The following is a 20,709-nucleotide window of genomic DNA, read 5'->3' on the forward strand; positions in this document are numbered from 1 at the left end:
CAACAAAAAGTTGCCAAAGGAATCTCCAACCCATCCCGAAAGATAGGCCGGGGTATTGCCATAATTGGCACTGGCTTATCAAGCACCCTGTTGAGTTCTCAAAGAACAACCGCACATCAAATTTGAGCCGGTAAAGGCTCGCCTCTGAGGCAACCGCTCAAGTTTACCTGGTCGTTTTCGCCGCGCAAAGTTGAACCCCTGCGAGCAACGCCCAAGTTTGTTTCCCGCTAAGCGAGAAGTGGCTCTAGCAGAACCGGCCTTCGATCACTTTCGTAATCGGACCGCCCGGCTCCCTGCTGGCTTGACCACTCTAGCCGGTCAGCTTCGCGTCTGCAAATCCAATTTCTTGGATCTTTTGTCGCACCACCCGGTGTCGGGATCGAGCATAACTCGCTCTCGACTGCCTTCGTGTCAGCTTCGGGATTGTCGCTTTCGCGTCGTTCCGTACCGCTTTCCCGCTTGCAGAGAGAAAGTTACGCGACCCATGGGTGCGACCGCAAATCGACGTCCATGACCATCCGCGGCGGCGAGCCTGCACACGACGGAGCCGAGCCATGACAGAGTGGGTTCATGGCCACTCCCCCGGCGCTGGCGACCGACGCGGTTCTGAGCCTGATCGCCCCGCTCTGGCAGTGGGTGATCGGCCTACTTGTGCTGGTCACGGTCGTGTTATCAGCCCGCAAACTGCTGATGCGGGGCCCCTCCCGGATGGGCGGGGCCCTTCTCATGGTGGGTGGCGCGGTCGTCGCGCTGACCGCGATCACGTACCTGATCGAGAGTTTGTGACGCCGGATACAAAACGGGTTGCGTGCTCACAAACGCCGGTTGGCGAGGCTCGGAACCTCGGTACGGATCTTCTCCAGACGCTCCAGATCCAGGTCAGCGAAGGTGACGCCGGTGGTGTCCGGCGCCTGGGCCAGGACGGTCCCCCACGGGTCGACGATCATGCTGCGGCCGAAACACGTACGCCCCGGATCGTGGTCACCGATCTGCCCGGCCGCCAGGACGTAACACTGGTTCTCGATCGCCCGGGCCCGCAGCAGCACCTCCCAGTGGTCGCGCCCGGTGTGCAGCATGAACGCGGCCGGCACCACGAGGATTTTCGCGCCGGCGATCGCCAGACTCCGGTACAGCTCGGGGAACCGCAGGTCGTAACAGATGCTCAGCCCGGCCGGCACCCCGTCGACCTCGGCGACGACCGTGCGATCACCGGGCGCCACAGTGCGCGACTCCTGGTACGAGACCCGCCCCGCGATCTCCACGTCGTACAGGTGAATCTTGCGGTAGACCGCGACCCTCTCGCCGTCCGGTGCGAAGAGAAGCGTGGTGTTGAAGGTCCGCCCGGCGTCCGGCCCGGTCTCATGAAAGGAGCCGGCGTGAACCCAGATCCCGAACTCACGGGCCGCGGCGGCGAAGAAGGCGGCGAACTCGCCGTCCACCGCCTCCGGCTCGGGCGCGTCGGCGGAACGCCCGAGAAAATCGACATACTCGGGAAGCACCGCGAACGTCGCCCCACCGGCGGCGGCCCGCCCCAGCAGGTCACGAGCCACGGCGAGATTGTGGGCACGGTCGTCCCGTGAGTTCAGCTGGCAGACGGCGACACGCATCATTCGAGGGTACGGCTACCGAACGCCGCCCGTGACAATCGGCGGGCCGGCCAGGCGCGTCCCCGGGACCCCACCTGGCCGCCGGCTCATGCATGCCCCCACCGGGAAACGACGCTGCCGCCGCCCACAGTGGGCGGCGGCAGCGGACTGGCTGTCGGTGCGAGGGGCCGCTGTCAGGCGGACTTCTCTTCGCGCTCGGGACGACGGCGGCGGCCGACGAACTCGCGCGGGACGATCGTGGGGATCACGTTCTCCACGACGACCTCGCGGGTGATCAGGACCCGGGCGGCGTCCGGGTTGCTGGGCACCTCGAACATCACGTTCTGCAGGACTTCTTCCATGATGGCCCGGAGCCCGCGGGCGCCGGTGCCACGGAGCATCGCCTGGTCGGCGATGGCTTCGAGCGCGCCCTTGTCGAAGTCCAGTTCCACGCCGTCGAGCTCGAACAGGCGCTGGTACTGCTTCACATACGCGTTCCGCGGCTCGGTGAGGATCTTGATGAGTGCCTCACGGTCGAGGTTGCGGACTGTGGTGATCACTGGGAGACGGCCGATGAATTCGGGGATCAGGCCGAATTTCAGCATGTCCTCCGGCATCACCTTGCTGAAGATGTCGTCGGTGTTGCGCTCGGAGATGGAGCGCAGGCGGGCGCCGAACCCGACACCGCTCTGGCCGACCCGCTGCTCGATGATCCGGTCCAGGCCGGCGAACGCGCCACCCACGATGAACAGCACGTTGGTGGTGTCGATCTGGATGAACTCCTGGTGCGGGTGCTTGCGGCCACCCTGCGGCGGGACGTTGGCGACCGTACCCTCAAGGATTTTGAGAAGTGCCTGCTGGACGCCCTCGCCGGAGACGTCCCGGGTGATCGACGGGTTCTCGCTCTTGCGGGCGATCTTGTCGACCTCGTCGATGTAGATGATGCCCTGCTCGGCGCGCTTGACGTCGTAGTCAGCGGCCTGGATGAGCTTGAGCAGGATGTTCTCGACGTCCTCGCCGACGTAGCCGGCCTCGGTGAGGGCGGTGGCGTCCGCGATGGCGAAGGGCACGTTGAGCATGCGGGCCAGGGTCTGCGCCAGGTGTGTCTTACCGCAGCCGGTGGGACCGATCAGCATGATGTTGGACTTGGCCACCTCGACGTCGCTGCCCGCACCGGGCGCGCCGTTCGACTCGGCCTGAATCCGCTTGTAGTGGTTGTAGACCGCGACGGAGAGGGCCTTCTTCGCCTGTTCCTGGCCGACGACGTAGTTGTCCAGGAACTGGCAGATCTCCATCGGCTTGGGAAGCTCTTCCCACTTCACCTCGCCGGTCTCGGCCAGCTCTTCCTCGATGATCTCGTTGCAGAGGTCGATGCACTCGTCGCAGATGTAGACCCCGGGGCCCGCGATGAGTTTCTTGACCTGCTTCTGCGACTTCCCACAGAAGGAGCACTTCAGTAGGTCGCCACCGTCACCGATCCGTGCCACCTACGTTCTCCCGCCGTTCATTGGCCGGCCGTCGACCGGTCCTTGTACGAGGACTGATTGCCTCGTTGCCATCTATCGTCCGCCGACTCGCGTAACTGAGGCTGCGCACTCGACGTTACCCGCAAAGGGGCAGTTCTCCGACCCCCCAAAACGGGCGTGTCAGGGGTCGGCCAGTGTAGCGCTTACCGGCCGGCCCCCTGACACCGCGGACTCGACGTCAGACGCCGGCCGTCTGGAGGCTCTTCTTACGAGTCGCCAGGACCACGTCGACGATGCCGTACTCCTTGGCCTCGTCCGCCGTCATGATCTTGTCGCGGTCGATGTCCTTGCGGACCTTCTCCACCGGCTGGCTGGAGTGATGCGAGATCATCTCCTCCAGCTGGGTACGCATCCGCATGATCTCGCGCGCCTGGATCTCGATGTCCGAGCCCTGGCCGTAGCCGCCCTCGGTGGCCGGCTGGTGGATGATGATCCGCGAGTGCGGAAGCGCCATCCGCTTGCCCGGGGTGCCACCGGCGAGCAGCACCGCCGCCGCGCTGGCCGCCTGGCCGAGGCAGACCGTGCTGATGTCGGGCCGCACGTACTGCATGGTGTCGTAGATGGCCGTCATCGCGGTGAACGAACCGCCGGGCGAGTTGATGTACATCAGGATGTCGCGGTCCGGGTCGGTGCTCTCCAGCGTCAACAGCTGGGCCATCACGTCGTTGGCCGACGCGTCGTCCACCTGCACGCCGAGGAAGATGATCCGGTCCTCGAACATCTTGTTGTACGGGTTCGACTCCTTGATCCCCCACGAGGTGCGCTCGGAGAACGAGGGCAGCACGTAGCGGTTGTGCACCGGAGCGAACCCGGGAGGCATGGAAAGGTCGGTCATGGTTCAGCTCCTCAGTTCAGCGTTCCGGCACCATCCGGAACCTGCGTGGCCCCGGTGATCACCTTGTCGATGAAGCCATAGTCCTTCGCCTCCTCGGCCGTGAACCAGCGGTCCCGGTCGAAGTCGGTGGCGATCTGCTCCTGCGTCTGCCCCGTGTGGTGGGCGATCCGCTCCTGGAACATGCGCTTGGTGTAGAGCATCTGCTCGGCCTGGATGGCGATGTCGGCAGCCGTGCCACCCATGCCGCCGGACGGCTGGTGCATCATGATGCGCGCGTGCGGCAGGGCGAAACGCTTGCCCGGGGTGCCGGCGCAGAGCAGGAACTGCCCCATCGAGGCGGCCATGCCCATCGCGACGGTCTGCACGTCGTTGTCGATGAACTGCATCGTGTCGTAAATGGCCATACCCGAGTAGACAGAGCCGCCCGGCGAGTTGATCCAGAGGTGGATGTCAGCCTCGGGGTCCTCGGAGGAGAGCAGCAGCAGCTGCGCGCAGATGCGGTTGGCGCTCGCATCGGTCACCTCACTGCCGAGGAAGATGATCCGCTCGCGCAGCAGACGATTGAAGACCGAGTCGTCGAGGTTGCCACTCAGGGTGTCACCGCCGCCGCGCCGCGACACGGGCCCGGTAGGGATGTGGAGATCGGTCATGGCAGCCCTTCACAGCTTGCTGTGTCGGCCGAGGATCCGGCCGGCAGGTTGTCCGTCGTACGACCAACCTAACTGGTCGGATGCGCAACAGCTTCCCGCTCGGGCAGGTGTTCGCTGACAGCGCATCACGGGGCCGTACCCCAGAAAAGACAACGGCCACCGCGCATCCGAAACGGTGCGCGGTGGCCGTACCAAAGCAGTGGGGTCAGTGGTTGTGACCCGCGTGGTCGTCAGCGTCGCGAAGGTCGTCCAGCGACAGCGTGTTGTCGTCGGTGTCCTTCATCGTGACCTGCTCCATGACCGAGGCCAGCGCCTTGCCCCGGCGCACGTCGCCGAAGACGGCGGCCGCCGAGCCGGAGCGGACCAGCTGGTCGTAGTACTGCTGAGGCTGCATCTGGGCGCGCTGCGCCCGGTGCACGATCTCGTGACCGAACTCGTCGTCGGTGACCTGAACGTCCTCGGCGTCGGCGATCGTGTCGAGCAGCAGCTGGATCCGGACGCCCTCCTGAGCGGCCTCGGTCAGCTCCTGGTCGATCTGCTCCTCGGTCTTGTCCTCCGAGGCCAGGTAGTCGGCCAGGGTGGCGCCGATCCGCTCGAGCTGGTCGGTCATGGCCTGCTTGCGGCCCTCGACCTCGTCCTTCACGACACCCTCGGGCGCCGGGATCTCCGCCGACTCGACGAGCTGCTTGAGGGCCTCGTCACGGGCCGCGTAGATCTGCTCGACCTTCTTCGCCCGGGAGAGGCGGGTGCGCAGGTCCTCGCGGAGCTCGTCGAGGGTGTCGAACTCGCTCGCCAGCTGGGCGAACTCGTCGTCGATCTCGGGGAGCTGCTTGTCCTTGACGGTCCGGACGACGACCTTCACCTCGGCGTCCTGGCCGGCGTAGTCACCACCGACGAGCTGGGTGGTGAAGTTCGCCTCCTCGCCGGCGGAAAGGCCGACGAGCACCTCGTCCAGGCCGGGCAGCAGCTGCTTGCTGCCGACCTCGTGGGAGATGTTGGTGGCCGAACCGCCCGGGACGTCCTCGCCGTCGACAGTCGCGTTCAGGTCGAGCTGGACGTAGTCACCCTCGGCCGCGGCACGCTCGACCGTCTTCAGGGTCGCGAAGCGCTCACGCAGGCCGTTGATCTGCTCGTCGATCTCGCTGTCACCGATCTCCACGGCCGGAACCGTGACGGTGATGCCGGAGAGGTCCGGGACGGTGATCTCCGGGCGGACGTCGACCTCGGCCGTGAACTTCAGCGGCGCGTTGTCGGCGAACTCGGTGATCTCGACCTCGGGACGGCCGAGCGTCTTGACGTCGTGCTCCTGGACCGCGGCGAGGATCTGCTGCGGGATCGCCTCCTGGACGGCCTCGTTCAGCACGGCGCCACGGCCGACACGCTGGTCGATCACCGCCGCCGGAACCTTGCCCTTGCGGAAGCCCGGCACCTGAACCTGCGCGCCGATCTCCCGGTACGCCTTCTGCAGGCTCGGCTTGAGCTCCTCGAACGGCACCTCGATGGCGAGCTTCACCCGGGTCGGGCTCAGAGTCTCGACGGTGCTCTTCACAGGCGTACTCCTTGTTGCGCGGATAGTTGGTTATCAGTCGGGGTGGCGGGATTTGAACCCACGGCCCCTCGCTCCCAAAGCGAGTGCGCTACCAAGCTGCGCCACACCCCGTGGCGTCGGCCAGTGTATGCGGTCCGCTCGCCTGCGTGTGCGCTGGAGTCACCTGCTGGGGAATCCGGTTCGCGCGGACGGTAGATGATTCAGTAAGGTGTACACGAGCCCGGAGGTTTTCAGGGCTCACGCGGGCGTAGCTCAATGGTAGAGCCTCAGTCTTCCAAACTGATTACGCGAGTTCGATTCTCGTCGCCCGCTCCAACTACAACGGCCCAGGTCACGGGGGATTTTCCCCGGCCTGGGCCGCTGTGTTTCACCCTCTAGTGGATCTTGCGTGCCATTGACGTGCCATTAGCTGCGCTTCTTGGCCTTGCGGGGCTTGGCGCCCTTGGCGATGCGCTTGTCCATGGTGTCGGCGATCTCGCGGTCCCGATCGCTGGTCGCGTGCTGGTAGATCAGGGCGGCCCTCATGCTCGCGTGGCCCATCCGGTGCATCAGTTCGCGGGTGCTGGCACCGCTCGCGGCGGCGATGTTGTTCCCGGTGTGCCGGAGATCGGGGAAGTGGAAACCCTCGGGCATCCCGGCGTCGGCGAGTGCTGTGGACCACTTCACCGCTCGGCGAAAGTTACCAGTTCGTAACGGCGTGTCTTTATCTCCAGTGAAGATCAGCACTGCTGGGGCCCTCGCCGTGAACTTGTCCAAATGGGCGCCGAGAGCCCTCCGGGCAACTGCCGGAAGAGCCACAACCCGTAGCCCGGCGGCCGACTTCGGCGGGCCGAACTCCAGGCCCCCTTTCAGCGCCGCGAGCTTTCGGGGTACGCGCACAGTGCCGGCCTCCAGGTCGGCATCACAGCGCCGGAGGGCGACCAGCTCGCCCCAGCGCAGGCCAGAGAACGCCGCGACAGTGATCAACGCCACAAAGCGAGGCGGCATGTGGGCCGCGAGCGCGAGCACCTGGGCGACAGTCGCCACCGGGCGCTCCGGGGTGTGATAGCGGTCGTAACCAGGGATCCAGTGACGGTCACAGAGCGGCCCCACGTGGTCGAGTGGGAAACGCAGTGACGGGGACGGGCACCAGACCAGGGCGCGACGGAGCCTTGCCGGCCTTTTCGTCGGGCAGCGCTTCGATCGGCTCAGCCGGGACCGGTGGCACGGTCGGCACCGGAACCGGATTCGCGACCGGAGGCTGGGCAGTCACGGCGGGTGGCGTTGCCGGGGCACCAGCCAGGACGAGCTTGGAAAGGCCCAGGAAGGCCAGCGCCGGTACGGCGGACAGCAGCCAACCGGACGGGCCGGGCTTCGCGACGGCGAGCTGTGCCGACAGGGACAGGCCAGCCGCGCAGACGAGCAGGAACATCGGGTAGCCGACCGAGCCGCCGGTACACCGCCGCTGGCGGATCACCAACAGGGCCGCCATCGGGATCAGCTCGGAGATCACCGCATTGGCCCAGCCGAACCACTCCCCCGTACCGGCCGGGGAATTCGCCATCGTCCAGTCCTTGACGTGGGTGAACGACGCTGCGCCCGCGAATCCGCCGACGACCAGCAGGATGGCGACGAGTAGCAGCCCTTCAATCCGCTTCACAGGGCTGCTCCCCGTCCGTAGGTGGCCGCCAGGTCGGACACGTCGGTGTCGTCCAGGTAGGAGAAGCGGACCCGGACCGGTTCCCGGACGCCGTCGAGGACGACGTAACCGACGCCCGGCGAGGTCTCCGGAATCAGGTCGCACATCGCTCCCCGGTCGCGTGCCCCGTCGCCGAGGACCATGTCGGCCTGTTCCGGTTCGGTCATCCGCAGCGCGATCCGGGTCGGGAACAGGTCCCGGAACGGGAGCACGTCCTTGCGTGGGTCCTGCAAGGCTGCGATCACGTGGACGCCGACAGCGCGGCCCTGGGACAGCAGCAGGCCCAGCGATTCCCGGATCCGGTCGCGGACCTTCCGGTCGGTCAGGTAGGCGGTCAGCGCCGCCAGCTCGTCGACGACCACCACGATCAGCGGGTCATCGACCGTCGGCGTGTGCTGGCGAGTCACCCCGCGCAGCCGGGCGGCCCGCAGCCGCATTCGTTTGACGGCCTCTTCCAGGACGCCGGCCATGCTGTCGAGATCGTCGTAGGCGAACCGGGCGAACAGCGGTACGCCCGCCGCCAGCTCCATTCCGCCCTTCGGGTCGAACGCCCACACCTCGACCAGACCCGACGCGATGCCACCGGCCAGCGAGCGCAGCAACGACCAGAGCACCGAGCCCTTGCCCGAGTTCGTGGCACCGGCGATCAGCACGTGTGAGCCGGTCAGGCGTAGGCGATAGGCGGTGCCGTCCTCCCGTACGCCCAGTTGAAGATTGGACATATCCGGCGAAGCCGGGACCGGGAAGGGCTGGACCGTGCCGACCAGCGGATCCCGGCGGACGAAGTGCAGCACCATCCGATCCGGGCGATCCGTCGTGTGGGCTCGCGCTTCGGTCAAGGTGAAGGAGTAGGCGAGGCGCGGCGCCGCTTTAGCCCAGTCGTCCGGGTGCTGGCCGGGCAGGAGCCGGATCGTCACCAGGTCGCCCCATCGGTTGGAACGGACACCGAGCAGGCGCGGCACCCAACGCTCGCCGCCGTGGACGCCGACCAGGCCGCAGGCGGTCATCGCTGAGGTCCAGCCGCGCCGGTAGATCCAGAGTCGGCGGCATCGGCCGACCAGCGGGTACCAGCCGAATCGCAGCCAGGAGGCCGGATGTAGTCGCCACCAGGAGACGCCGCCAGCCACGAGACCCGCGATGACGCCCGCGAGCACCGGCCATCCGTGCTCATCGGCGAGCCACCAGGAGACCGCCACCGGGCCGGTGATCCACCAGTAGCGCGCCATCAACACCAGCGACCGGAACATTCCCCGGCCCAGCCAGACGAAGACGAGCAGCCAGCCGGGGACACGCCAGACCGGAAGCCGCGTGTTCAGAGGCGCGGTGGGGATCTTCTCGCCGGGGATGACGTTGATCAGCGGCATCCGCGCCACCGCCGACCAAGACGAGTGGACCGGCCGAGGGAGCCGACGCACTGACGACATGCCATATGGACGCGGTCGAAGCGACGCGGGGAAACCCAGACCTGACACCAGGAGCAGCGGTACGACCGGACAACAGCCAGGTCGGCCCGACCTGTCATCCAGCGCAGCGCGTAGACGATCTGGGCCGACAACCGGCTGAGCTTGCGGTCGATGCGGCGAGCGTTCATGCCGCGCCGCCCGCACGCAGGTCGGCTGCCGTCATCCGGGCGGCTGTCGCGAGTTCGGCCGCTTCCGAGTCGGTGGCGGCGATTCGCTCCAGCAGTTCGGCCTTGCGGTCGAACCAGTCGGCGCGTTCGGTCGTCGAGGTCTTCGCGTCGGGACGGTCGCGCAGCAGGGCGGATAGGTCGGCGGCGAAGGTGATCAGGTCAGCCTGAACTACGGTGGGCACCAGGCCCTCCTTCTTCGGTTTTGTCGAAGTGGAGCGAGGGTTGCCGCGCGGACGGGCCGGGACTCTTGGCGGGGAAACGGCCCGCCCGCGCGTTCTGTCGTCAGGCAGCGGCACCGACGACGGCCGGGCGGATCGAGGTCGCTCTGAGCGCGTACGCCATCCGGGCCTTGCAATTGCCGTTGGTCTTGCAGCGCTGGGAGTCGACGTAGGGCGTGAGCGTCAGCCCGTCGAACTCGATCGCGGGCGGATAGCCCGGCACGGCCGAGGCCGGGGGAACCGGCTGCTGCGGCGCGCAGATCTTGACCTTGACCTCGGTGGTGCGGCCGAACTTTCCGGCGGCCGGGTCGAGGTCGAGCACCCGGACCACCCAGACCCGTTCGCCGGTCTCCTTGTCGCGGACCTGGCTGTCCGGCTCGTTGCGGCGGTCGAAGTCGACAGCGGCCTCTACGCCCAGGCAGAGCACTCCGGCCGGGAACACGTAGTCGAACGGGACGGGGACTTTCAACGTCAGCGGGACCATCCGGACCTGACCTCCTGATCTCACGAACGTCAACGTGACATCCGCTTATGCTTACAAGTTAAGTCAGCTTGTAAGCACAGGCAATGGCCTATGTCCGAGTTTCAGATGGCGCAATGATCAATCAGGACAGCGGGTACGAGTCCTCGATCTCGTGGCGGCTCCCCGGCATCACGATCAGCGAGGTCATGATCGGCGCGCCGGACGACTGGTGAGCTGTGACGACGACAGAGAGAACGGCCTCGTCGACGGGCACGTCCAGGGCACCGGCTTCCGCCTCGTCGACTCGGCGGGCGGTCAGCCGTTCGGTGGCGAAGTCGGCGCGTAGGCGCTTCTTGGCCTTGATGTGGTCGAGCAGGCCGCCGGAGATCGGATCCGGCTTGGTCACGTCGGTGCCGACTGCGATGTCCACCGGCACGAACGTCGAGATCAGGTCAATCGGGCCGGACGCCGACACGGTGCGCCGCCGCCGCTCGTAGACCGGCGTTCCCTCCGGGATGTTCAGGGCAGCGGACACCCACGGAGCAGCCAGAACCGGGCCGACGTGCAAGATCTCGGTCTCGGCGGTCTCGTCCAGGTCGATGGCGTCCCGCGCGTACTGCGGCGAGGTCCGGCCGGACGGCGGACGACCCCGGACGAAGCTGCCCTTGCCCTGCTGGGATTCGATCCAGCCGTCCTGCTTGAGGATGCCCAGCGCTTTCAGAACCGTCGGGCGGGACACGTCGAATTCATCGCAGAGTTGACTCTCGGACGGAAGGCCGGCGCCGGGCGCGTACATCCCGTCCTCGATGCGGCCACGCAGCGCGTTCAGGACGCGCAGGTATTTCGGCGTCGGAATCTCGTACGCCATTGGGATCCACCCACCAGGGTCAGTTGACGATCTCAGCATGTGCTTACAGGACGATAAGGCTTGTCAGCACTACTGAACAAGATTGGTCAGCCGGTCGAGCCACCGAGCCATCCGGGCCAGGGTTTCGGAGTGCCGACCTGTTCCGGCCGTGAGGCACCGGGAGCGCGGCGCGGCAGTTGCCCATAGCGGGCGAACACATGCGCCGCCACCAGGCGAAGACTGCACGGATCGTCCTCACCGCAGGCGAGGCAGCGTCCGTTCCCGCTGTCGGCCGTGTGCCTGTCGATTTGAGACTGGGCGTAGTCGAGTTGTTCCTGGACAGCGGCGGTCACGAAGACACTCACCGGTAGCTCTCCCCTTGTCTGGGCGCCAGGTCATCGCGGGACGCGGCGTAGGCCCTCGTACTGGACAAAGATCTTTCGGCGCTCGATCGCGTTGCCATCGCGGTCGAGGACATATCCGGTGATCCAGGCCCATCCTTCGTAGGTCGGTTTCGCGCCTATCGAGATGACTCGGAAGACCAGCCCACGGCCCCCGCCGAACTGCACAGACGCGCGCCCGTCGACGATCACGACATCACCGGGACGCGGAATCACAGGACCCTCCACCACGCGGAGTCGAAGGGCACCGAGGCGAGCGGGCATCTGTATCCGGCACCCGCCCCGGTGCCGGCTTATGAGGCCGTCGCCACTCTCGTGCCGCGCCCTCCGCAGTCCATGCAGGAACGGCGAGCCATCAACCGCGCATCCCGGCAGGACTGGGCCACCATCCGCAGCGCGGTCCGGTGGGTCGAGTACTTCCACCCTCGGCCCGAACAGGAGCGACACTCGCCCGCCAGCGCAGAAGTGGTGTCCACCGACGGGACCGAGGATGATCCAGGAACATTTGGAACGTCCGTGGCACCGAGCGCTGGATCCCCCAAGCGACAGACATTAGAGCTAGCTCTATCTGACATGAGGGTGACCGAATCGTCAATAGAGCTAGCCCTAATGCGCAACCTTGGTGACACTGCCTGGTAGAAGATGGCCCAAGACGGCACATGGCTTGGAGGAACGAAGTGAGCATCGGGTACCGGGAGCTGGCCGCGCTCCTGCGCCAGGCCATCCAGCAGGGCGAGTTCCCCGAGGGGAGCACTCTCCCCAAGCAAGACGAGATCGCCACGACCCACGGGGTCAACATCAAGACCGTTCGCCAGGCCGTACGGATGCTCGAAGCCGAAGGACTCGTCACGCCTGTACGCCGTCGCGGCACCGTGATCCGCCCGCGCGTTGCGATGAAGCGACTCGGCACCGACCGCTACGCGAAGAGCAAATGGAAGTCAGGACTCGTCGCGTTCGCCGCCGACCGTGAAGCAACCGGCCGCGCGTGGACGCCAGGCGACCAGACCAACGAAGTCCGCAAGGTCGAGGCTGACGCCGAGATCGCCGAAGCACTCGGTCTCAAGCCCGGCGATGCCGTCTACGAGCGCGCCCGGCTGGTCAAGGAAGCCGACATCCCAACTCACACGCTCACGAGCTATTACCGCCCCGAGGATGTGGCCGGCACGATCCTCGTCGACCCGACGCCGGGACCGGCCGGACGTGGCGGAGGTTTCGCCATCCTGACTGCGCGTGGCTTGGAGCCGGACACGATCACCGAGACGATCCGCGCCCGGATGCCGAGTCCTGACGAAACCGAACTTCTTCAGCTACCCGCAGGCGAGCCCGTGATGGTGCTGCACCGGACAACGTTCACCAGCAGCGGCCGACCGGTCGAGTTCGCCCGCGGAGTCCACTCCGCGTCCCGCTTCACCTGGTCGTACACCTTCAAGATCCCCGACTGAAAGCAAACGATGACTACGACTCCCGCCACGATCCCGTTCGAGCACCGCGAAGACGTCGAACGCCTGTGGAGCTACCACAACATGGGTCACGAGCTCCGCCCGGCAGACGTCGGCATCGGCCTCGGAAGCCACGACCTAGGCGTAGCAAAGATCGCAACCGAGCTGTACTTCAAGAAGATGTACCCATGGCTAGTCTTCACCGGCGCCAACGCCCCCACAACCATCGAGAGGTTCCCCCGAGGCGAGGCCATTCACTACCGCGAGTATGCGATCGATAATGGCGTTCCCGCCGACTCAATCCTCGTCGAGACAGAGGCCAGGAATACCAGCCAGAACATCGAGTACACGCGAGCCATCCTGAAGGATCATGAGATCCAGGCGAATTCCATCATCCTCATGTCACGCCCTTACCAACAGCGCCGCGCTTACGCGACATGTAAGAAGATTTGGCCCAAGATTGATGTTATCTGTATTGCACTTCCAATTTCCCTGGAGGAATATGTAGCAAACATCGGCGATTCAAGGAAGGTTATCGACATGATTGTCGGAGATACTCAGCGGATTGAGGTGTACGCGAAACTTGGGTTCGCAATATCACAACACATCCCAGAAGATGTCAAGGCGGCATTCTCAAGACTAATTGAAGCCGGCTACACAAGTCGCCTAATCTAGCCGATGATGGGCCCACTACCTTTGTGCGCTTCTTGACTGTGGAATCGACCGGTGCTCTCTTCTGCGTTGGGCCCTTTCCTTACCACCTCCTCCGTCGGTCAGCATCGTACGAATAGGTTGCGATCTGCTCATGGCGCGTTGCACCAGGGGCGCAGAGCGAAGGTGGCGCCGTTCCCGCACCTGGTTCGGTCCTTTTAGCATCTCTCCCAGAAGCCGAGTTGCCTCCTTGTGGTCGTCCAAAAGGAGTGCCTTCGTTAGAGCGAAGAAGTTGCTGCCTCGCACATCCCATTCCTTGATTGCATGAGTCGTTGCCAAGTCGGTCGCATTGATTTCCTGCTTGCAGTACCATAGATTGGCCCTCACCATGGAAGATTCGTCAGTTTCTGAGGCGAAGCAATCCAGCGCCGTCTGCGCTACTCGAGCAGCCCCCGCCCAATCTCCCTGCTTCTCAAGCTTGACAATCCTATCGATAAGTTGAGGAAAGTCTGAAATTTGAAAAGGCCGCACTCTATAAGCCCACTTAAGCGCGACTATAACGGCAATGCGCTCCAAGCATAGCACCATTGAGTGAACGTAAAGGCTGTCACTCTGAATAACCTGCCCTACTTTAATTCCGGAACGCACAACGTTCGGAATACTGCCTAAATAATCTACATCTGCACGCCCAGACGAACGACCATATAGACCACTTCGGGCAACCACCTCCTGCAGCGATATCCAATCACTCTCCGCCTCTCGGATGTCGATACCACCCCACTGCAAGAAGAGATCTGCCCATTCAACTGGACCACCTGACGCAAAATCCTCAACACGACGATCAATCGCCCACCGTTCCAAATCCTCAGACTCTCCGCTGTACGCTCGAACCACCTCTATCGGAATAGGGGGAAGGTCTCCTAGTCGCTCCTCGGAGTTGACCAGCAAATCGTTGCGAACCAGGGCAGAGAGAAACTCTTCGAACGCCTTCACGATCATAGGAACCGCAGCACGAGCAATAAACGCTTCCCGACTCTCTGCAGGACCGGCACCAAGCAAGAAGGCTACGTAATACTGGATCGGCGATCCGTTATCAAACTTATTCAGGAAGCCAACATTAACAGCATCCTGAAGTTCACTGAAAAACGACCTTCCAATGGAAGCAACAAATTCGTCGGAATGCGGGTAGCGCGACGAATTATTTTCGAGCTTTTCAAGCCCATGCAAGTCTCCGTATGCTGACCACACGGATTCCATAACACTAGGCAGATCGGTCCAAAATTGATCTACAGCTTCCTCGGCAAACTCCCGTTCCTTGTTTGTTAGAACATCATGGTAGACATCCTGCCAGTCTGAATGCATTATTCGGCCTTCTTTGGCCTGAGGAAGCTTAGCGTCGACCATCAGTCGGCACTTGTCGAACGACGAGATCATGATCTGAAGCGCTGAGAACGTCGTAGAAACCTGAATCTGCTGGCGAACCGCTGGAACGCTTCCATCTATTTTGGGCAGAGGAAGGCGATCCAGCACCGACGCAATAATTTCTGGTGCAGAGAGTCGCGGAATCAACAAGGTCCTACATCCCTTCAGGCTTTCCTTGATCCGCAGTACCAGCGAGCTTCCCGAGGCATACTTGCCCAAAGCTGGTAAGCGACCAAAGATTCTCGTCGCCATAATGCATCGAACTAACAAGTCCAAGTGACTGCAATTTCGCGGCAATAGCCGGGAACGCCACAGAAAGTCCCACGTCTTTCTGGACTATCCTCTCTTCGGGCCAGTGCCTCAGAAGCTTTCGCCTCTCAGAGGCTGCGGTCCGCCAAACCGGCGAGCGATCCAAGAGAATCACTAGCATCCTGAGGTGTGGTGTTTCAAGTTGAGCGAGAGCATCCATTGCAAGAATTTCTTCATCAACGCTGGCGTCATCTTTCCTCAAGGCACCCGACGCGAGGACATTAGCCAAGAGAGCGATCTTTAGTAAGGTATTCGCGTTTGCCGCCGCATCCAAGGCGCGGGATAGGAGTGCCAAACGTGAAGGGTCATCAGATATTGCGGCTACTAATTCGTCTACCGAAATATCTCCTTGGATTGACGCAGACTCAATTAGCACTTGAGCCCTTCGTTCCTTAATACCAAGGAACTTCCGCAGCGCGAAGGATATTTCCTCACCCAGAGGTGCGGCCATCGCACCGATCGCGGCCCCCGACTCAGGCGAACCCGTGGCCTGCGTGACGTAAGTCGTGACGCCCGCGTTGGCAAGGTTTCCAATCAATCGGTCGAACGCGTTACCCGCACGCTCGTTCGCCTCACTCAGTTGATCATCCAACGTCGACTCAACTCTCAATTGCAGTGATAGAGCTAGCCAGCCAGGTCACTCTATCCTCAACATAATTCGCTTCGGTAGATGACAACTTGAAGACCTCTATCGTCCTACAGGAAGTTTCGTGCGCGTCCAGGATCTGCCGAATTGATCTCTTCTGGATCAAGGCGCCGCGCAAGCACGGCGCGGCCGGACGCGCTCGGCCTGCTGGCGGGCTCCGCCCGGCATCGGCCGGCGCACCGGCCGACTCGTTCAGTCAGGTGTTTCGTGCCAAGCAGGTCAGGATCCGATCGTTCTCAGCGCTCAGCACCACGATAAAGCGCATCTGCTCCACGACCGGCCCTCGCACGAACACCACGCCCACGTCTCCCGACTGTCGTTCGAGGGTGTCGAAGAAGTCCACCCATCCCCGCCACGAGTCTTGGAGCTCTCGATAGCAGTCGAAGCGGAAGCGCCAAACATCAAGGAAGCCCGCTGCGGCTAGGGATCCGAACTGAACCGTTGCATCGGGCGTACGGGCCAAGTAGTCGCGAAGCCCCCACGTCAGGCCGTCGAGCGATGCTTCTCGTGTTGCCGCGGTCGCCAGGTCCAGAATCTCGGCGTACTCCACGCTGTACCTCCACGTCGGGCGTACGGCCCTGGGCAGGGTAACGGAGTCGTCGCGGTGGTCGGGGGTCACGACTGTTAAGTTGCTGCCGCGCCGCTTCGCGGCTTGCCCTCGACTCCGGTGGTCGCTGTAGGCGGGGCACCGGGAAGGGGTCCAGGTTTGCGTGGACGTGCCAGCTACGTGCCATTAGGCCGTGCCACCAGCGGTTCCAAGCGGTCATGATCGGGCAACTGGTCACCGCTCCTGACCAGGCAATCCGGGCGGATCATGACAGCGGGCAGCGATCTTCCAAACTGATTACGCGAGTTCGATTCTCGTCGCCCGCTCCAGTTATGAAGGCCCAGGTCACCGGGGATTTTCCGGCGCCTGGGCTGTTGTGTTTCACCCTCTGGTGGATCTTGTCGGTGGTGTTCGGCGACCGTTGCGTGCCGGGACCGCGCCGAGTCGTTGTGGGGGAGACCCGGCGGGTGGACCGTGGCCCGGATCCGGTTCCGTGGCCCCCGCCGGCCGGGCTTCGGAGCCGGCCTCGCCACGCCGGGGCGCCGGATTCGCCCGCACGCAACCCGGCAGCGACCACAGTGATCAAAGCCACAGCTCCCTCCACATGCGGCCGGCCGCCCGCGGAGGGAGCTCCCGCACCGGGGACTCAGGCGCCGGCCTGCTCCGCCCGTACGAAATCGCGGATCTTCAAGAAGTTCGACATCGAATTCCACGGTGACCGGGTGATCCACTCGTCCTCGATCACGTCGAACAGGCTGGCCGCCGCCTCGTCCTGGCCGCCCAGCGCGAGGGCGTAGGCGAAGTGGTTCCAGGCGATCGGGGTCAGCAGGGTCTCCTGGTAGTCGTCGTGGAACACGGAGAGTTGCGACGCCTCCCAGATGTCGTCGACCACCTCGTCCTGCCGCAGATGTTCCTGCAGCTCCGCCGAACTCCTGCCGCGGCAGAGTTCGAGATGGGCCATCGGCACCAGCACCGGGATGTGGGTGGCGGGGCTGGCCGCGGCCCGGCTCCGGGCGAAGTCGAACATCGCCTCGTCGCTGCCGCCCCACTTACGCATCAGGCCCTCCTGCATCTGCCAGTGGCCGTAGTAGTGGTGCGGATCGGCTTCGATCAGCCCGGCGAACCGGCGGTGCAGTTCCTCCTGGGACAGCTGGCGCGCCCGGCCCAGGGTGATCAGATACCGCCAGGCCTCCGCCGATCCCGGCTCGCGTTCCACCACCTCGTCCAGGCAGTCCTCGGCCCGCCGCAAGCGGTTGAACCAGACTTTCCAGTCATCCTCACTCACCGTGTCCGAGGTGCCCGACCCGCGGGCCTCCCAGGCCCAGGAGACCATCCGGGCGCCCCGGATCAGGAGCGGCAGTGCCGAGTCCGGCTCGTCGCGGACCGGGCCGTCGATCCACTCCTCGACGCCCCTGGTGCCGGCCGCGACGATCAGGTAGTAGGAGCGTTCCTCGGGCGCCGCCCCGGTGAGGATCTCGCGGGAGGTCGCCCAATCACGTTTGATCAGGGCTTCTTCGAGGCGTTCGGCTTCTGGGTCGCCGAGGTGAGTGACGAATTCCGGCGTATCGGGAGCGGGTTCCCCGCTTTTCTTGAATGGCCACACGGCTGCCGAGCCTAGGCCCGCGCGCCCGCTCAGCGAAAGATCAATATCCATGACACCACCGCTTGCCGGTACGGGCGGCGAAGGCGTCCACGGCTTGACAGGTGACCAAATGGTCACCTAACTTAGTGTGATGACCGACGACGATCGGGTGTTCAAAGCTCTTGCCGACCCGAGCCGGCGTCTCCTGCTCGATCTGCTCTTCGCCCGGGACGGCCGCACCCTGACCGAGCTGGAGAGTGAGCTGGAGATGACCCGGTTCGGTGTCGCCAAGCACCTGCGAGTGCTCGAGGAGGCGGGTCTCGTCGTCACGCGCCGGTCCGGCCGGGAGAAGCTGCACCATCTCAACGCGGTGCCGATCAGGCAGATCCACGACCGGTGGATCGACAAGTACACCGAGAAGCACGTGACCACACTCATCGATCTCAAGCGAACGCTGGAGGAAGAGTCATGAGCGACACCCAGGTCTTCCGCATCTGGATCAAGGCACCGGCCGAGAAGATCTGGACGGCCATCACCGATCCGGCGTGGAACGAGAAGTACGCGTATGCCGCGCCCCAGTTCTACGAGCTGACCAAGGGCGGGAGGTACTACTCGACCGCCAACCAGGGGATGAAGGACTACGCGGCCGCCAACGGCTTCGACATGCCCGAGATCATCCTGGACGGTGAGGTGCTGGAGGCCGATCCGCCCCGGCGTCTGGTGCAGACCTGGCGGTTGCTGATGGATCCGAGCACCGCGGGCGAGCCGTTCACCACGCTCACCTACGAGATCGAGGAAGCCGGTCCCGGCGTGCAGCGGGTCACCGTCACCCATGACACCCCGGGCGCCCCGGCGACCGCCACGGTGATCCGCGGCAGTGCGAAGGCCGGCGACGAGAGTGGCGGCGGCTGGGCCTGGGTGCTCAGTGACCTCAAGTCGCTGCTGGAGACCGGCAAGGTCATGTCCGACGTGTAGCAAAGCCCGGTTAGCCGGTCCTGATCGGGGAATGCCGGTGTCATCCGTACCCCGATCAGGAGGAGACCACGTGAACCCCGTCGACCTGTACCCGAAGCCCGAACTCGACGGCGGCGACCTGCGGCCACCGGGCCTGACCTCGGACATGCCGGACCGTCCCGACCACGGCGAGGAGACCTACCGGGGCAGCGGGCGGCTGACCGGCCGCAAGGCGGTGATCACCGGTGGCGACTCGGGGATCGGCCGGGCGGTGGCCATCGCGTTCGCCCGGGAGGGCGCCGACGTGCTGATCTCCTACCTGCCGGAGGAGGAGTCGGACGCCGCCGACACCGCCCAGTGGATCGAGAAGGCCGGCCGTAAGGCGGTGCGGGTCCCGGGTGACATCCGGGACGAGGCGCACTGCCGGACGATCATCGACCGGGCCCGGACCGAACTGGGCGGGATCGACATCCTGGTGAACAACGCCGCCTACCAGATGGCCCAGCCGGGCGGGATCACCGAAATCAGCGACGAGCAGTTCGACCGGGTGATGAAGACGAACCTGTACGCGATGTTCTGGCTGTGCCGGGCCGCGGTGCCGCACCTGCCGCCGGGCGCGGGGATCATCAACACCGCGTCGATCCAGGCCTACCAGTCGTCGAGCGCTCTGCTCGACTACGCCACCACCAAGGGTGGCATCGTCGCGTTCACCAAGGCGCTGGCCGAGGACCTGGCCGAGAAGGGCATCCGGGTCAACGCGGTGGCGCCCGGCCCGATCTGGACCCCGCTGATCCCGGCCACCATGCCGGAGGAGAAGGTGAAGTCGTTCGGCGGCGACACCCCCATCGGACGGGCCGGGCAGCCCGCCGAGCTGGCCGCCGCCTACGTCCACTTCGCCAGCCACGAATCCAGTTACACCACCGGTGAGGTGCTCGGCGTCACCGGCGGCAAACCGGTCAGCTGACGGCCGGTTCGGGTGGCCATCCGCGGCTCGACGCGAGCCGCGGATGCCCCCACGGAATCTAGAAGCTGCCGGTCACCCAGTTCACCGCGGTCATCACCCAGTCGGTCTGGCGCAGGAAGGCGAACCCGACACCGGCCAGGAAGACGCCGGCGACCACGTGCGCGCCGCGGGCGGTGTGCCGGCGGCGGCCCATCCGCTGCTCCAGCACCAGCCGGCCGACCAGGCGGGCCAGGGCGAACACGCCCACCGCGACCAGCAGCGTCACCACGAAGATGATGAAGGCGCTGCCCAGGTCGCCACCGGACGACAGCGACCAGATGCCCCAGCAGACGAAGGCGAACAGCACCGCGGCGCTGCTCCACTCGCCGCCCCGGCGCAGATCGCTCAACTGGGCGCTGAGGCTGCGCGGCGGCTCCCGGTGCTCCTCCTCGGGCCAGCCGGTGCCGGTCGGCTCGTGGCGGCCGGTGAACTGGCCGGTGAACTGCTGGGTCCGCTGGGTGACCCGGGCCCGGCCCTTGCTGAAGGGCGACTGGTCCGGCTGCCCCTGGCCCTGCTCGGGGGCGGGCCCCGGCGACGTGGGGGCGCCGGCCGGCCCGGGCGAGGTGGGCGCGGCGGCGGTGCCGTCCGGCGTCACCCGGGAGGTCGGCTCCTCGGCCCACGGGTCTTGCGGTGGCATGTCGAGCGTCCGCTCGGACCACTGCGGTTGCTCCGGCATGTTTCCCCTCTCGGTGTGCGGTCGGCGACCGGCGACAGTTCGAGCGTAGCGAGCCAACAAATCGGTCGCCGCAGCCACACGCGGTCCGTTACACACA

24 protein-coding genes and 2 tRNA genes are annotated in these 20,709 nt (G+C 65.0%); 7 read left to right on the forward strand and 19 right to left on the reverse strand.

The window, feature by feature from the left end:
- Positions 1-570: 570 nt before the first annotated feature.
- The gene (locus tag ACQ0O7_RS16485; RefSeq protein WP_430782955.1) at positions 571-786 is read left to right on the forward strand and encodes a hypothetical protein; all 216 of its coding nucleotides are present in this window, start codon (positions 571-573) and stop codon (positions 784-786) included.
- Positions 787-812: 26 nt separating this feature from the next.
- Here the strand turns inward: ACQ0O7_RS16485 and ACQ0O7_RS16490 are convergent, their stop codons facing one another.
- The 6 genes from ACQ0O7_RS16490 to ACQ0O7_RS16515 all read right to left on the reverse strand — a co-directional run bounded on the left by ACQ0O7_RS16490 (position 813) and on the right by ACQ0O7_RS16515 (position 6,257).
- Positions 813-1,607 carry a carbon-nitrogen hydrolase family protein gene (locus tag ACQ0O7_RS16490; RefSeq protein ID WP_430782956.1) on the reverse strand — a complete coding sequence of 265 codons (795 nt, stop codon included), beginning with the start codon at positions 1,605-1,607 and terminating at the stop codon, positions 813-815.
- Positions 1,608-1,780: 173 nt separating this feature from the next.
- A complete protein-coding gene (clpX, locus tag ACQ0O7_RS16495; protein ID WP_430782957.1) occupies positions 1,781-3,073 on the reverse strand; it encodes an ATP-dependent Clp protease ATP-binding subunit ClpX in 1,293 nt (430 codons plus the stop codon).
- A gap of 217 nt (positions 3,074-3,290) precedes the next feature.
- Positions 3,291-3,947 carry an ATP-dependent Clp protease proteolytic subunit gene (locus ACQ0O7_RS16500; RefSeq protein WP_430782958.1) on the reverse strand — a complete coding sequence of 219 codons (657 nt, stop codon included), beginning with the start codon at positions 3,945-3,947 and terminating at the stop codon, positions 3,291-3,293.
- A gap of 11 nt (positions 3,948-3,958) precedes the next feature.
- A complete protein-coding gene (locus ACQ0O7_RS16505; protein WP_430782959.1) occupies positions 3,959-4,597 on the reverse strand; it encodes a ClpP family protease in 639 nt (212 codons plus the stop codon).
- 205 nt (positions 4,598-4,802) lie between these two features.
- Entirely contained in the window at positions 4,803-6,146 is a 1,344-nt protein-coding gene (gene tig, locus ACQ0O7_RS16510) for a trigger factor (RefSeq protein ID WP_430782960.1), read from the reverse strand.
- 37 nt (positions 6,147-6,183) lie between these two features.
- Positions 6,184-6,257: transfer RNA gene (locus ACQ0O7_RS16515), tRNA-Pro, on the reverse strand.
- Positions 6,258-6,387: 130 nt separating this feature from the next.
- Here ACQ0O7_RS16515 and ACQ0O7_RS16520 point away from each other — a divergent pair.
- Positions 6,388-6,461, forward strand: a tRNA-Gly gene (locus ACQ0O7_RS16520).
- 90 nt (positions 6,462-6,551) lie between these two features.
- Here the strand turns inward: ACQ0O7_RS16520 and ACQ0O7_RS16525 are convergent.
- The 8 genes from ACQ0O7_RS16525 to ACQ0O7_RS16560 form a co-directional block, all read right to left on the reverse strand.
- Complete coding sequence (locus ACQ0O7_RS16525; RefSeq protein WP_430782961.1) at positions 6,552-7,172, reverse strand: tyrosine-type recombinase/integrase; 621 nt, start codon at positions 7,170-7,172, stop codon at positions 6,552-6,554.
- Positions 7,173-7,221: 49 nt separating this feature from the next.
- Positions 7,222-7,785: a DUF2637 domain-containing protein gene (locus ACQ0O7_RS16530; protein ID WP_430782962.1), complete on the reverse strand. Its 564-nt coding sequence runs from the start codon at positions 7,783-7,785 to the stop codon at positions 7,222-7,224.
- Complete coding sequence (locus tag ACQ0O7_RS16535) at positions 7,782-9,188, reverse strand: FtsK/SpoIIIE domain-containing protein (protein WP_430782963.1); 1,407 nt, start codon at positions 9,186-9,188, stop codon at positions 7,782-7,784. The genes ACQ0O7_RS16530 and ACQ0O7_RS16535 overlap by 4 nt, the downstream gene beginning before the upstream one ends.
- A 223-nt stretch (positions 9,189-9,411) precedes the next feature.
- Positions 9,412-9,636: a hypothetical protein gene (locus ACQ0O7_RS16540; RefSeq protein WP_430782964.1), complete on the reverse strand. Its 225-nt coding sequence runs from the start codon at positions 9,634-9,636 to the stop codon at positions 9,412-9,414.
- A 100-nt stretch (positions 9,637-9,736) separates the two neighbouring features.
- Positions 9,737-10,156, reverse strand: coding sequence for a hypothetical protein (locus ACQ0O7_RS16545; protein WP_430783309.1), 420 nt, complete (start codon positions 10,154-10,156; stop codon positions 9,737-9,739).
- Positions 10,157-10,277: 121 nt separating this feature from the next.
- On the reverse strand, positions 10,278-11,003 hold the full coding sequence (locus ACQ0O7_RS16550) for a GntR family transcriptional regulator (RefSeq protein ID WP_430782965.1): 726 nt from the start codon (positions 11,001-11,003) through the stop codon (positions 10,278-10,280).
- An 86-nt stretch (positions 11,004-11,089) separates the two neighbouring features.
- Positions 11,090-11,347, reverse strand: a complete 258-nt coding sequence (locus ACQ0O7_RS16555; RefSeq protein ID WP_430782966.1) for a hypothetical protein — start codon at positions 11,345-11,347, stop codon at positions 11,090-11,092.
- A 30-nt stretch (positions 11,348-11,377) separates the two neighbouring features.
- Positions 11,378-11,575, reverse strand: a complete 198-nt coding sequence (locus tag ACQ0O7_RS16560) for a hypothetical protein (protein WP_430782967.1) — start codon at positions 11,573-11,575, stop codon at positions 11,378-11,380.
- A 485-nt stretch (positions 11,576-12,060) separates the two neighbouring features.
- On the opposite strand from ACQ0O7_RS16560, the gene ACQ0O7_RS16565 reads away from it, so the two are divergent.
- Complete coding sequence (locus ACQ0O7_RS16565; RefSeq protein WP_430782968.1) at positions 12,061-12,825, forward strand: GntR family transcriptional regulator; 765 nt, start codon at positions 12,061-12,063, stop codon at positions 12,823-12,825.
- A gap of 9 nt (positions 12,826-12,834) precedes the next feature.
- Positions 12,835-13,497, forward strand: a complete 663-nt coding sequence (locus ACQ0O7_RS16570) for a YdcF family protein (protein WP_430782969.1) — start codon at positions 12,835-12,837, stop codon at positions 13,495-13,497.
- A 15-nt stretch (positions 13,498-13,512) separates the two neighbouring features.
- On the opposite strand, the gene ACQ0O7_RS16575 is transcribed toward ACQ0O7_RS16570, so the two are convergent.
- The 4 genes from ACQ0O7_RS16575 to ACQ0O7_RS16590 form a co-directional block, all read right to left on the reverse strand.
- The gene (locus ACQ0O7_RS16575; RefSeq protein WP_430782970.1) at positions 13,513-15,045 is read right to left on the reverse strand and encodes a hypothetical protein; all 1,533 of its coding nucleotides are present in this window, start codon (positions 15,043-15,045) and stop codon (positions 13,513-13,515) included.
- A gap of 4 nt (positions 15,046-15,049) precedes the next feature.
- Positions 15,050-15,796, reverse strand: coding sequence for a hypothetical protein (locus ACQ0O7_RS16580; RefSeq protein WP_430782971.1), 747 nt, complete (start codon positions 15,794-15,796; stop codon positions 15,050-15,052).
- Between the two features lie 250 nt (positions 15,797-16,046).
- A complete protein-coding gene (locus tag ACQ0O7_RS16585) occupies positions 16,047-16,400 on the reverse strand; it encodes a hypothetical protein (RefSeq protein ID WP_430782972.1) in 354 nt (117 codons plus the stop codon).
- 643 nt (positions 16,401-17,043) lie between these two features.
- The gene (locus ACQ0O7_RS16590; protein ID WP_430782973.1) at positions 17,044-18,000 is read right to left on the reverse strand and encodes a hypothetical protein; all 957 of its coding nucleotides are present in this window, start codon (positions 17,998-18,000) and stop codon (positions 17,044-17,046) included.
- Between the two features lie 130 nt (positions 18,001-18,130).
- Between ACQ0O7_RS16590 and ACQ0O7_RS16595 the strand changes: the two genes are divergently transcribed.
- From ACQ0O7_RS16595 to ACQ0O7_RS16605, 3 genes are all read left to right on the forward strand, one after another.
- The gene (locus ACQ0O7_RS16595; RefSeq protein WP_430782974.1) at positions 18,131-18,451 is read left to right on the forward strand and encodes an ArsR/SmtB family transcription factor; all 321 of its coding nucleotides are present in this window, start codon (positions 18,131-18,133) and stop codon (positions 18,449-18,451) included.
- Complete coding sequence (locus ACQ0O7_RS16600; RefSeq protein WP_430782975.1) at positions 18,448-18,954, forward strand: SRPBCC domain-containing protein; 507 nt, start codon at positions 18,448-18,450, stop codon at positions 18,952-18,954. The genes ACQ0O7_RS16595 and ACQ0O7_RS16600 overlap by 4 nt, the downstream gene beginning before the upstream one ends.
- A 145-nt stretch (positions 18,955-19,099) precedes the next feature.
- Positions 19,100-19,897 (forward strand): SDR family oxidoreductase, encoded by a 798-nt coding sequence (locus ACQ0O7_RS16605; protein ID WP_430783310.1) that lies wholly within the window; start codon positions 19,100-19,102, stop codon positions 19,895-19,897.
- Between the two features lie 58 nt (positions 19,898-19,955).
- Here ACQ0O7_RS16605 and ACQ0O7_RS16610 read toward each other — a convergent pair whose 3' ends face one another.
- Complete coding sequence (locus ACQ0O7_RS16610) at positions 19,956-20,612, reverse strand: DNA-directed RNA polymerase II (RefSeq protein WP_430782976.1); 657 nt, start codon at positions 20,610-20,612, stop codon at positions 19,956-19,958.
- Positions 20,613-20,709 lie beyond the last annotated feature (97 nt).

The organism is Actinoplanes sp. G11-F43, from assembly GCF_050589265.1.
Lineage (GTDB): Bacteria > Actinomycetota > Actinomycetes > Mycobacteriales > Micromonosporaceae > Actinoplanes.